At 56.0% G+C, this 12,447-nt stretch carries 9 protein-coding genes; all 9 read left to right on the top strand.

Annotation, left to right across the window (positions count from 1 at the left end):
• Window positions 1-137 precede the first annotated feature (137 nt).
• Window positions 138-689: a hypothetical protein gene (locus EXZ48_RS27125; protein ID WP_130519774.1), complete on the top strand. Its 552-nt coding sequence runs from the start codon at window positions 138-140 to the stop codon at window positions 687-689.
• Between the two features lie 7 nt (window positions 690-696).
• Entirely contained in the window at window positions 697-936 is a 240-nt protein-coding gene (locus EXZ48_RS27120; protein ID WP_130519772.1) for a hypothetical protein, read from the top strand.
• Window positions 924-2,078, top strand: a complete 1,155-nt coding sequence (locus EXZ48_RS27115) for a type IV secretory system conjugative DNA transfer family protein (RefSeq protein WP_130519770.1) — start codon at window positions 924-926, stop codon at window positions 2,076-2,078. Before EXZ48_RS27120 ends, EXZ48_RS27115 begins: the two co-directional genes overlap by 13 nt.
• Window positions 2,075-3,289, top strand: a complete 1,215-nt coding sequence (locus EXZ48_RS27110) for a type IV pilus twitching motility protein PilT (RefSeq protein WP_130519768.1) — start codon at window positions 2,075-2,077, stop codon at window positions 3,287-3,289. The genes EXZ48_RS27115 and EXZ48_RS27110 overlap by 4 nt, the downstream gene beginning before the upstream one ends.
• A 3-nt stretch (window positions 3,290-3,292) precedes the next feature.
• Entirely contained in the window at window positions 3,293-3,970 is a 678-nt protein-coding gene (locus tag EXZ48_RS27105) for a DUF882 domain-containing protein (RefSeq protein ID WP_130519766.1), read from the top strand.
• Window positions 3,963-4,253 carry a hypothetical protein gene (locus tag EXZ48_RS27100; RefSeq protein ID WP_130519764.1) on the top strand — a complete coding sequence of 97 codons (291 nt, stop codon included), beginning with the start codon at window positions 3,963-3,965 and terminating at the stop codon, window positions 4,251-4,253. Before EXZ48_RS27105 ends, EXZ48_RS27100 begins: the two co-directional genes overlap by 8 nt.
• Entirely contained in the window at window positions 4,250-4,783 is a 534-nt protein-coding gene (locus EXZ48_RS27095) for a hypothetical protein (RefSeq protein WP_130519762.1), read from the top strand. Before EXZ48_RS27100 ends, EXZ48_RS27095 begins: the two co-directional genes overlap by 4 nt.
• A gap of 140 nt (window positions 4,784-4,923) precedes the next feature.
• Window positions 4,924-6,138: a hypothetical protein gene (locus tag EXZ48_RS27090; protein WP_130519760.1), complete on the top strand. Its 1,215-nt coding sequence runs from the start codon at window positions 4,924-4,926 to the stop codon at window positions 6,136-6,138.
• Window positions 6,139-6,225: 87 nt separating this feature from the next.
• Window positions 6,226-12,234, top strand: coding sequence for a strawberry notch-like NTP hydrolase domain-containing protein (locus tag EXZ48_RS27085; RefSeq protein WP_165909440.1), 6,009 nt, complete (start codon window positions 6,226-6,228; stop codon window positions 12,232-12,234).
• The last annotated feature ends 213 nt before the right edge of the window (window positions 12,235-12,447 follow it).

The following is a 12,447-nucleotide window of genomic DNA, read 5'->3' as shown; positions in this document are numbered from 1 at the left end:
GGATAGCTGGCTCATCAGTCCTAATGGTCGGGTCAGGTGTTGCCCCATCTAGCGATGAAGCGGCATATCTACGTTCTTCTCTTTCGAACTGCCGCTTGTCGAATGGTAGCGCGTTGTTGGTCTCAAAGTTGGGTGTAATGGGTTCGGCTGAAGCGGTGTTGGCTGATTTCTCGCTGGATCAATTTGCAGGGATTTCACCTCGTGGGGGCAAAGAGGAAAAGGGACGTTTTGCCGTTGTAGATTTTGGCTCAAAGGAGTGGCGGATCGCACTGGTTTCTGATGGAGCTGAAGGCGATGAGGTCGAGTTTCGTAAGGTCGATATCGAGACGGCCATGTTCGTTGAAAAGCGCACCTGCGAGATCATTGAGACGAGGTTGAACGTCTCGGTAAATGGGGTCGCTGAGATATTCGAAACCGGCGTTTGCTACGCCAAGCGAGGCAAGCGCGATATCACTATGCATATTGCGCAAGCTCGTCGCGAAGCGTGGCGGGAGTTTGGGCCAATTCTAATTGCTGAGATCGGTCGCCACGGTGCATCAACGATTTATGGGGCTGGCGGGAATGCAACGGTCCTGAAAGAAGCCTCATCGGGAATAAAGGACATTGATTTCAAGATTGCGAAGCAATGTGAAGTTAGTATAGTAAGGGGGCTGCTCAAAAGCGCTCGTCGTTGGGGAGAGCAGGGGTGATTTACAAATGGATGATGAGACATCAGGAGAAGCCGGGATCGTGCTCCCCCTGACGATATTGGAAGAGAAGCTATCCGCTCATCTTCTATCTCTACCGGTTGAGAAACGTGCGGCAGCGATAGCGCGGTTTGCTCGAATCGGGTTTGAGAAAAAGAGCATTGCAACTGCCAAGCGAGGCTTGGGCGATCCACCGGGGAATGTTGCCTTGGTTGATTTTCTAGGAGGCACTATCAGATGGTTCGCATGAACGGCGCTTTTGCGGCGGCAATATTGATGACAGGGGTTTCCCTAGCGCATGCGCAAGAGGACACTCTGCCGGTACGACAGAATGTGTATCCCAATCAGGTGACTGCCTATCCCGGCGGATATCAGCCCCCGGTTGCTTATCCTAATATGTATCCTATGGGTTATCCCGGTTATCCGGCAGTTGGTTATCCCGGCGTTTATCCCGGCGTTTATCCCGGTGGTTATCCCGGCGCATATCCGGGCCAGCAACAGGGCGTTATGCTGAACCAGCCGGGGATGGCTGGCCAGAGCGTCATCCGCGATCCTGCGTCCGGTCAGATGCTGCAAGCACCTACAGGAGCAGGGTCGAATGTGGTTGTCGATCCTTCAGTTTATATGCGTGGTCAAACGCCTGATAGACGTGGACCACAAGTCCCGCCCGGTTCCGGTCTCGGGGGGCAGGGTCCCGCCCGAAAAGAGATGGTCAGGAAGACTGCTCGCACTGCCGGTATCAGAGACGGTTATGCGCAGGAGGCTCAGCGGATTAACGCCTCCCTCAATAAGATGGCGGGCTGGTTGGACCGCACCTATCCTTTTCCCTCACTTATGATCAACGATCATATTGTCCCGCCAGTTGTCGTGCTCACGAACAGCCGCGTTGAAAAGAATGGTCCTCAGATTCTTGAGTTAACGCTTGGAAGGTTTGAAATCGTCACTCCTGCGCGAGTGACAGCGCAGGCTCCTTCATGGCGCACGTACCTGTTCATGCAGTCCGATCCTGAGAATGGCATCGACCTGCGTCCTCATTCTAAAGAGGACAGCACAGCTTGGCAAAGCGGGTACAAGGAAGGCCAGTCAATTGGAATTGCCGAGGCTCGGTCTTATTTTGAAGAAGCTGAACGGCGCATGCGGCGTGATTACGAGGGAATGGCCCGTTACCATGATCTGGCATCCCGAGGCGCAATTTCGATGCCTATCGCTTCTCAAAAGAGCAAGGCTCTTCAGATCAGCCGTGACGGCCGCGTAGCGCTTCGCGGAAGTAAGACGATCAAGATCGTCGTCTCGCCGACATTCCGAGGCAAGGCCGGTGTGGATGCGTTCCCTGTGGGGTCTGCTGATGTGACGATGCGCAACGTGCCGGTGCCAATCGCGAAGGGCAAATGATGGACCAGCAGTATGCGCAGGTGATTGGCCTATGGTCGGGTAAACGCGATCTGTCGCAAAGCTTTCGCATGACTGAGACTGGCGAGGATGTTATGCGCATCCTCTGCTACGCTGCGCGAAATGGCTGTCAGGATGTCATTTTCCAGACTGGCTCCCCAATCTTGATGAACAAGCTCGGCTCGCTGATCGCTCTGACCGAGTGGACATACGACACTACGGACTTCATGCGGGCTGCAAAACACATCAGCGGCTCGGGTGGTGATGTCGAGACGCGGCTTGCCGGGGCGCGGTCATTCAATAAGCGGATCGACGCTCGTGATTTCGGGGATCGCGATGAGCATGGCGAGCCTAAAGTCTACCGTTTTCGAGCGAACGTGACCGCTTGCGCTTTCGGGGCCTCGCTCGGGGGGCAAATGGTGCTGCGCTATATTCCCGAACATCCGCCCACCGTTCGAGACATCCAGCTTGAGGAAGACATTATCGCGGAATCGACGCCTGAGATGGGGTCTGTAATTTTGTCTGGCCCGACCGGATCGGGGAAGACGACAACGTTTGCAGGGCTTCTTCGGCGAGTGATGGAAGAAGAAACGCCCATTGAAGGCAACATCGTTACGCTTGAGCAGCCTATTGAGTTCACGTTTGATTCAATTCAGTCTCACCGCTGCGTAATAGCGCAATCAGAAATCCCGACGCATTTCAGCAGTTTTGAAATGGGGATTGAAGAAGCGATGCGCCGCGTGCCGCGACTGATCGTGGTTGGCGAGCAGCGCGACTATCAGACAATGGCCGCAGCCCAAGAGGCGGCGAACACGGGGCACGCGGTCTATACCACGGTTCACTCAAACACTGCGGCTTTGGCGATCCAGCGTATTGTTGGCAAATTTCCGCGTGAAATGCAGAGCCAAGCATTCGAGATGGCGGTGGCGACAACTCATATGATCGTCAGCCAGGTACTGGTGAGAGATACCAAAGGAGGTCGTGTCTGCCTGCGGGAGTGGGTGGTACTCAATGACGACGCGCGGCAGGAACTTACGAAAGTTGGTTTTCTCGGCTCTCGTGCCTTTCTCTACGACCTCATGTCGCGCGGCGGATCAGGCAAGCCGATGAAGACGACTGTCGCGGAACAGTTTAAATCCGGCAATATCTCGGAAGAGGCTGCAATACTGGCGCTCAAGCGCTACGGCTATAGCAGCTCAGAGCGGATACTTTGACAGATGCTGGATCGTCGCTCATTCCTCGTAGGGGCGTTTTCGAGCGCGTGGGCCGTGGGGGCGACAGCCTTTGCGGCCGAAGAGGGTGCGGTCGATAAGAAGGACAGGATACCGTTCGCGCCGTCGGCTGATGATGCCGAGGATCGGGCATTCACAAAAGAAGTCGAGAAGGCTGCGCCCGAAACAGATCCTCGCACTTCTGGTTTTGGGTCACTACAGCTCTACCGTGAGGCAACGGGTGAGAGCATCGCGGCTAGATACCGGTTCAACGGCGAGCTGGACCGTCGCGCGGTCGCGGAATTATCGTGGTTCTGGCGAGATGTGAAGGATGACGATAAGGCGCTCTGGATCGAGCCGTCGCTGTTCGACTTCGTGTCGTCGGTTCAGTCAACGATGGCGATGATCCATGGTTCGATGCTGCCTTTTATCCTCACAAGCGGTTATCGCACGCCCCGGCATAATGCGGCCATAGAAACTGCGGCTAGAAACTCTCTTCATATGGGTGGGCTTGCCGCTGACCTGAAAGTGCCGGGATATCCGCCTCGATCACTGGCTATCGCGGCGATGACTTTTAAAGGCGGCGGTGTAGGGGTGTATTCCCGCTTCACACATTTGGATGTCGGGCAAATCCGCTGCTGGCCCTATTCATGCAACCAGTTCATAGGAGATCGGAATGGCTGATGAAGAGCGGGTAAGTTTTTCCGGTGATGGGTGGCGCTGGACGGGCGAGCCGATCAATGGGGTTTTAGGGCTTCATGGTTCAGTGATGCTGCTTATCCCCTCGGGGATCGCGACGGGGATGGTGTGGCAGTTCACAAAGCTACCCCTCCTTTGGCCATTCGTCATTTTTTGGGTCGTCTACATCGCGCTCGCGGCCTATGCGTCCCGTAAAGGTTATACGCCTCGTGACATGATCGAGCGGCAAGTGATCATGAAACTGTTCCAAGGTAGGTACAAGGTTTGAGCGCACCAGATCAACGTACTGAGTTCACAGTCTCGCAGCTAACGCGATTCGTTGTCGAAGGTGCGTTTGCGGATGTTGTGGCTACCCGATTAGCAAAATGTCCCAACCCGTTCGATGTGCAACGTGAGCTGTATGAAGCCGTCATCGAGCGCGCGGCCTCTAAGATCGGATCGGATGCCGCTGCGCTTCTTGGTGAAGCGATGGCTGCACCCGAATTTCCAGATTTTGCATCGGGCTTGTGGCTGGAAGACGGCTTCATAATGCCGATTGTCTTGGGGCACTCAGAACATGTCGGGAAAATAATCGGGATGCTGCCGACCGAAAGACCGTTATTTTCCGTGGACTTAAAACGAGGTGGCTGGTTCGACGTGCGTTTTTCAAAAGCCACGATCTTTGCGACGGAAGAAGCGCGAAAGGCCACTGCCTTAGCTTACGGTCAGGTGGTCGCCCATTCGACACGAGAGATTTTTTCCGACAGAGATGCATTGTCAATTGGCCTCGACAATGCATGGAAACTAGCTGCTCTGTAGGGTTTCGGCGTGTCCGTCCTCGTCGGTGATTCGACAGTGTTTTTGAGTCCGGCTTGACAATCAATTTGATTGCTGTCTGTTATTTCGCAGTGAGTGCTGGCGAGTCTGTCAGACGGTGATTTAGTTGGTTGGAGAAGAGCATGGCCGAACGTGCTAAGAAATTTGCTGGTCCAAAATTGCCTGCCACCCTCGGCAACGTCGCTCTCAGTGTGAGCGAATACACCTCAAAAGACGGTGTAACGTCCGTTAAGGGCACTCAACTTCAAAATGGCGAAGAGCTGACCGTCCAACTCATGTCACCAGCGCGAGCGGCGAACATGATGAAGGGCCGCAATGATGTTGATGATCGTGAGCGGGTGCGTCTATGGGAAGATCGCTTTGCCAATCGAAGAGAGCTATCCGAGTTCGCCGATAGGACAAACGATCAAGGCGTGAAGCCGGGCGGAGTAATCTTGCTCAACAATACCCGGCTCGATTTCAGTGATCGCCAGTATTACGCGCAAGCAGCATATGGCTTTGTTAGCGATCCCGAGTTTCAGGCAGCAATGTCGGGTACGGTGTCACTCTCGAAATTTTCCGATGGCTCGATGCGGCTACAGGTTTACCAGCCAGACAAGGCGGTGTTGCTGTCACCTTCCTCAAAGGATGAGGCTCAACGCGCTGTCAAAGAGGCTTTCGACGTTCGGTCGCCGGTTGGTTCTGGCGTTATGGCTCGAACCGTGATCGTGACGATTTCAGAGAAAAATGAAGAAGGCGAGGCGCAGAGCAAGGCGTTCTACATGCGGAGCGCAAGCTTTGAGGCTGACCTCGGGAATGGCGTGCAGTTCCAATTGTCGAACGGTTTTGGTGACACGCTGAAACGTAGCCAGCTCGATAGCAACTCAGCGGCGGCAGCGGCAGCAATTGCGGCGGCGACTGGCGTTTCGGCGCAGATCGTCATCGACCGGATGTCCGAAGCCGCTCCCGAGGACAGCGCAGCGGTTCAACGGATTTATGATGTGGTGAAGTCCGGAGAGGCATCGGTTGCCCTTACACCGGGCTTTACGGTGCCAATCGTACGGAAGTCGATGGATAATCTGCTGAAGCGGCCAGAGTTGTTTCATTCGGGTTCCTTCGCCGGGGCGATAGCAATAGCCATTCGCGGTGCAGACGGCGGGGCTTTAGAGCGTCCGGCCGCGTATGCAGTTACGAGCTATTCTGCACTGCCAAAGTCCGCGCCAGAGGTCACGCCGACGCCTGCGAAGGAAGCGATTAGAGCGCATGAAAGGTTGCTGTCGGCTGGAGGAGAAAAGCCTTCCTCTTCGCTTCAAAGTCGCCCGCCCGCGCGTTTTGCCTCGCCGGGTCGCGACTTCTAGGGCCGGGGCTAAGGTATGCCTTCCGTTCCACTCCCCATTCTTTCTGTCGATGGCATCGGAGCCGCGTATATACCGCGTGCTTCTCGCATGCACGGCAATGCAGGCGATCTTTTGATTGCGACGACCGATGATGTGCGGGCAACCGGCGTGCGGGGCGGTCTGAAGTATTGCAATGTGCCCGTTCTCAATACGGTTACGAGGGGCGAAGCCACGATTTTCGTCGTAAGACCGCCCGGCGATCTCGATCCAAGCGACTTGTGGGTTGCTTGCGGCCTTCCGATCAGGCGGCTTTGGGACGATGATTTCAACGTCGATGTTGCCGACCGCGCGCTCTTGTCCAAGCGTTTTCACGAGTGCATGAGCGGCACCGGCATGGGTGATATGGTCACTCCGCGCCAGATCGGCCTTAACCTCGCCGGTTCAAAGGTATTTGAAACCATCGGGGGCCGAGTAGCAGTCAACAAAGCGAATGAGGCCCACTACGAGTACGACCGCTTCAGCAACGGTCGTGAAAAAGGCGAGCATCGTGATCGGTTCCTACGCGCGATTCGAACAACTGAGCTGGCAGGGTGCGCGGCCGGTGTAGCACTGGCTATCGTGCAAGGTGATAGCTTTGACCGGGGATCGATAGCCCGGTTGCACAAGGATATAGTTGTCGATGACGCGTCTCCTTTCCTTAGCGTTTTCGCCTTTCAGGAGGAAATTGAAGCCGCATTGGCGGTCCAAGCTGCAAACCTCGTGCGCAGCGGTGGGGCTTTCCGTGAAGTCGCCAGAGAGCTGACTGATAGGTCTGCCGCTCATGGCGAACGAAATGCGCAACGGCTGCGTTTGCAGCAATATTCAACGCCTCTTACGATCTCGGCTGTCGCACAGGATATATTGCGCATCCGCGAGGGAGAATTGGTGCTTGAGCCAACGGCCGGAAACGGAACGCTGGCGCTCGGCGCTGCGGCGGCCGGAGCACGTATAGAAGGCTTTGAGCTGGACAAGGCACGCGCAGAACGTGGCACAAGAGTGCTGAAGGATGCGGGCGCACCGTTTGTAAATATCAGGCCGCGAGCTTTCGAAGTGAACGCTGAAGGTGGATTTGGAGGAATGGCGTTTGACGCCGTTCTGGCAAACCCACCCTTTGAGGCGATCAAGGCACAGAATGTGGCTGATAGAGAGGGCCGCACGCTCTCCATCTCACGCCTTGACCATCGGATCGTCTATGACGCGTTGAACCAGGTGCGAGCGGACAGTGGTCGCTCGTTCCTAGTTCTACCGGGTGAGATGATGGGCGAAGGCAAGCTTGAGGGAGCGACACGCTTCTTCAACAACTATCTCCATGCGACCTTCGAGGTTGCTGGCGCTGCCATGCTCGACGGAAGGCTCTATCGGAAATCCGGCGCTGAGTTCCCTGTGATCGTCTATGCCCTTGGCCCCCGGCTTGAAAACCCGCTCTCCGCTGAGAGAGCGAAAAAAATCCCCGATGAGCTGCCATATCTCCATACCACTGATCAGCTATTCGCGTGGGGCGATGCTGCACGTTTGGCCATGGACGAGATTATGGCTCGGCGCTCGGCGCCAGACACCCGGGTTGCTAGAACGTTCGTAGCTCCCGACTTTGACGACGCTGATATCACGACAGATGAGACGCCCAACGGTGATGTGCCGGCGGCTCTGGTCCCGGCAGTTCCCCCGGTCGGTCCAGGTGTCGAGGAACCGGTGTTCGAGGCGGTCAGTGAAGACGAACTTGAGATGTCGGAGGACGAGGCCGAGTTCGTGGTTTCGCCTGATGTGCTGGTCGATGACTTGGTTGTTGAGAATGATCCGTTCCAAGTCACGTATGAGTCCGCCTCCCTTGTTGGTGGCCCTGTTCTCAAGATTCAAAAAGCGCTGGCAGAACCGGTCGCACTTGCCCTCACGGAGCTGGAGCGCGTTCGCGGGCCGGTAGATAATTTTGTTGCAGACAGCCTTGGCGTTGAGGTCAGCGAGTTGGGAGGCTTGCTGCATGCTGGACAGGTCGATGGTGTAGGGCTTGCGCTTCATAAAGCGCTGCGGGCAGAATCCATTATTGTCGGAGATCTGATGGGCGTTGGGAAAGGCCGTCAGCTCGCGGCGCTCGCCCGTGCGGCCTTCAAAGAGGATCGGCCGGTGTTGTTCTTCACCGATAATGCCTCGTTATTCACGGATTTTGTAGCGCGCGATCTGGCCACGGTAATGCGGAAGCCAGCCAATGAGCTGCCGCAGTTTATCAAACCCTACATCGTCAACAGCAGTAAGGATGCATCGATCCTTGACCCCGATTTTCAGGGGGAGCGGCGACGTGGAGAGGGTTTCGTTTTCCGGGCATCGCCATCGTCTGCCAAACGTGAAAAGACGATTGATCCGTCGATGAACATGATCTTGTCGTCATATTCGCAGCTCGGCGCGCAGGGCAGGGAAGCGAAACTTGCGGCGATCATGGAGTGGCTTGGCAAGCAGGACAAGCCACCATTGTTGATCATGGACGAGGCTCATCGAGCAGCCGGTGAGGGGTCGAACGTCGGTCTCTCGATGACAGCACTGGTTGAGGGCGTCAAAGCGGCAGGTGGTTCCGTTGCATATGCGTCAGGGACGGCGTTGAAGGGTGCGCGGAATTTGCGCGTCTACGGCTCTGCGCTACCGGATGTCGGGATTCCGCCCGACAGACTGGTGGAGCTGATCGAAAAAGAGCCGCTGGCTTTGCAGGAAGCGCTTTCTTACGAGATGGCGCGGTCGGGAGGGCTTATTGCGCGTGAACTCGACAACACTGAAGTCGCTCGCGAAACTGTTTCTCTGCAAGATGTCGATCCGGTTCGCTTTGCTCAGGTACTCGAAAAGGTCGATCTTTTCGCGCACAAGATGTCCGAGTTGCTGGCCCTCGGCCGCGAGGTCAAAGATTGGTCTCAGCATCGGCAAAAGGAGCTGAAAAAGGACATCGAACAGATGCCAGAGGGTGCGGAACGGGACCGTGCTCTAGGCTCGGTCGGCGTGCATTATCAATCACCAGCCTCCCGGTTCCATCATTTGTCGAACTACCTGACGCTGGCTATCAATGGGGTTTTCTTGGAAGACCTCGTGCTGAAGTCAATCGCCGAAGGCAGGAAGCCTCTGGTGGCGGTCGCCAATACTGGCGACACGTTGATGCGCGATCTGATCGCGAGCCATTGGGATAATGATGGCCTCGATGATGCCGACAATGCGGGCATCATGAAGGGGTCAGCCTATGTCCTCCCTGAGAAGCCCCACCTCGGGCATGTGATCAAGCGTGTAGCTGACCGGTTGCTGACCGTTAAGGAAAGCAATGGATTCGGGGCGGTCACAGAAATTCGCCTTCACGAATACGAAGATTGGCTGGCTGATTTCAATGCGCGGGTGGATGCGGCCGACTTTTCCCTATTGTCGATGACCGTGATCGACGACTTAGCCGTGGCACTCGAAAAGCACGGGTTATCATTGGGAGAAATCACGGGCCGTTCCTTTATGTCGCGACCAGCGGAAGATGGGGGCGGATTTGTCATTAGCGCCCGGCCCAAGCCGCTTAAGCACGATGTTGTTTCGGACTTCAATAACGGTCGTGTGGATGTTCTGATCCTGAACCAGTCGGCCGCTGTGGGCCTGTCGGCGCAGGCGTCACCCGCAAATGGTTTCGACGTGCGGCAGCGGGAGATGATCAAGGCGCAGATGCAGGGCGATGTGACGCAGGAGCGCCAGATGGACGGCCGCATCAATCGTGTCGGGCAAATTCATCCTCCGCTCTATACGGTGCCCCTGCAAGGGCTGGCCAGCTCGGATCGTCTGGCGCAGTTGTTCAACCGAAAGAACCGTTCGCTTACAGCGGCTTCTACGGCCACCCGTGAAAACGAGTCCAACATTAAGGATACGCTCGACCTTCTCAACGAGGTGGGGCAATTTGTCAGCCGCGAATATCTCAAGAATAACCCGGATATTGCCGTCACGCTCGATATCGACCCGGAATCCGATATCGAGACGAAATATTCTGAGAAGCTGATGGGCCGTATGATCGCGCTGCCTTCCGGCATGCAGCGCACGATCATGGGCGAGCTGGACACCGCTTTTCAGATGCGCGTGGCCTTGCTGGACGCCCTCGGCGAAAATCCTCTGCGGCTGCGAGAATATGACTGGCGGGCGCAGGTGAAAGAAGTGGCATCGCTGATAAGTGGCAACGCGGCATCAGCACGCATGTCCGAACGTCCCCTTGCGCTCAACAAGCTGACTTACAAGGAGACAATCAAGCCAATCGATGTGCTGGCTGTTGAGGACGCGGTAGCGCGGGGCAAGGGATGGATGATCGATCAAACCCTTGGCCGCGAGATGTCGGTTGTTGAGCGGCTGGAAAGCCTCGCGCCGAGTGGTCAGGAAATTCGTTTCTCTGATCCGATTTTCGACCGTGTGATGAACCGCTCTGACGAATTGCGCAGCCTTGGAGCGACAGAACACCCATTGGAGGTCGCCCAAGGGTTTTGGGATAATCAATGGACACGCGATGCTGAAAAGGAAATCAAGGGGCTTGAGAAAATGGTGCTCGATGCCGGGCACAAGCTTGATTTCCTGCTCGACATAGCACCAACACTCGCACCCGGCGCTATCGTCACGGTTTACCCCAAGCTGGTCTCAAGGCTGCGAGATTCGACGCTGTTCAATGCCGCCGTCGATTATATCGACGGGACAGATCACACCGATAGAGAGATCGGTGTCCCGGCCGTGATCACCGATGTACGCTTCAACGAGGAGAAGCCCCTGAATCTTGGCGAGTGGAGCGTGCGGATCGCAGTACCCGGCGAGGAGCACCTGATCGATATGCCGATGGCATCTGTCTATGCGATCCTACGCGAAGAACACCAAGCGACAGTTGAGGCTAAGGGCGTCACGAAGATATGGGCGTTCAAGAGTGCGCGTCTGGACGATGACGGGATTGGCCTCGCCCGGTCCATTGCGCCCATGTGGTCTCAACCTCTCGCTCAGGCGCTGGAAGAAGCCGAAGCGAAGGGAAAATCCCCCGATTTCGGAAATGGTTATGAACGTCTTCACTGGAAGCCGTTCTTGGGAGATGGCAGTCCCGAAGACAGCGTGATGATGGCCCTGTTCCAGAATGTGCAGGGCGGGAGCGTCAGTCGGACGCGATATGCTGTTGAAGGCAACCTTTTTGCCGCCGTTTCGGCTCTCGCGGGGAAGCGAATGGGCGAAAAGGCAATGTATACGGACGAAAGCGGCGCGATCCGGCACTGCTTTTTGCTCAAGCGCGATGGGCACAAGAAAGTGCTCGAGCAATTGACATCGAGCGTGGCAAGCCGTGTCGGCTTCATGAAAGCTGACGTGGCTTCCGTTTCCGGCCTCCTTTTAGGAATGACGGGGATTATCAGCGAGGCAGACGACGAGGCGCGGGCGGAATACATCGCCTGTGACATGCTCACAAGGATGGTCCACGGTGGCTGCAAGGTTACGATTGATCATGTTCGCGATCTGATCCGGCCTCGGCTGCAAGAGATGCATGAGCAAATCGTCAAAGCTGTACGGCAGCAAGGGGCGATCAATACCGGTCTTTTTGTCGGCACCGATCCTTTCGGGGACTCGACGCAAAAGCTTTTCACTCCCGGCGCATCGATCCGAATTCGAGAGGGCGCGTCTGACGCGGCCAGTGGTTTCCGGGTCTATTGGGACCAAAAGGAGATAGCCAGGTGCGCCGCGTCACTCAGCGAAAAAGGCGCGCTGGCTGCCTTCGGTGGGAAGACCTTCGGCGTAATCGTAAAAGCCAAGAACGATGTTTGCGACAAATCCAAGGATGCGCTTTGCGCAGATTGGAGCAACAAGCTTGGCACGGCCGTGGTGCGCAACTCGACAGTGGCGAAGGAGATCGCATCGGCGTCGGACGTAGCCGCGATTCTATGCGCTGCGGCGAGCGATAAGTCCCTTGATGGGATGATCGGCATCAAAGGCGCGCTGGTCGTGTACAATGAGGTTGTGGCGAATCTCTCCCGTGAGCTGATCAGTCAGCATTTGGGAGCAAAAACGGAGGCTACTATGTCGGTGCGCTCAGAGAGAGCCACGTCACCAGCAGTTGCAGCCGTGTAGAATGAGTTACCCGGCGTTAAAAAGTTTGACATACTTTTTCTGTCGGGTTTCATTGTGAAAAATTTTGGAAAGGGAATCAGTCAAGGACTAGAAAGCTAACCCCAGAAATGCCGAACCCCAGACGGTCTCCCGTCCGGGGTCGAAAACTAAGATAGAAAAGAACGCTTTTGCCGAGCGCCGTTCTCCCTAGAAGGTAGATTCCTTCAGGGCGAA

It is taken from the genome of Shinella sp. JR1-6, from assembly GCF_004284735.1.
Classification (GTDB): Bacteria; Pseudomonadota; Alphaproteobacteria; order Rhizobiales; family Rhizobiaceae; genus Shinella.
Note: the sequence above shows the minus strand (reverse complement) of the source record. Positions and strands in the feature narration are given on the sequence as shown.

Coding starts and splice junctions, on each gene's coding strand:
- EXZ48_RS27125 (WP_130519774.1), top strand. CDS start 138: ATGGGTTCGGCTGAAGCGGTGTTGGCTGATTTCTCGCTGGATCAATTT.
- EXZ48_RS27100 (WP_130519764.1), top strand. CDS start 3,963: ATGGCTGATGAAGAGCGGGTAAGTTTTTCCGGTGATGGGTGGCGCTGG.
- EXZ48_RS27105 (WP_130519766.1), top strand. CDS start 3,293: ATGCTGGATCGTCGCTCATTCCTCGTAGGGGCGTTTTCGAGCGCGTGG.
- EXZ48_RS27110 (WP_130519768.1), top strand. CDS start 2,075: ATGATGGACCAGCAGTATGCGCAGGTGATTGGCCTATGGTCGGGTAAA.
- EXZ48_RS27115 (WP_130519770.1), top strand. CDS start 924: ATGGTTCGCATGAACGGCGCTTTTGCGGCGGCAATATTGATGACAGGG.
- EXZ48_RS27090 (WP_130519760.1), top strand. CDS start 4,924: ATGGCCGAACGTGCTAAGAAATTTGCTGGTCCAAAATTGCCTGCCACC.
- EXZ48_RS27085 (WP_165909440.1), top strand. CDS start 6,226: ATGCACGGCAATGCAGGCGATCTTTTGATTGCGACGACCGATGATGTG.
- EXZ48_RS27120 (WP_130519772.1), top strand. CDS start 697: ATGGATGATGAGACATCAGGAGAAGCCGGGATCGTGCTCCCCCTGACG.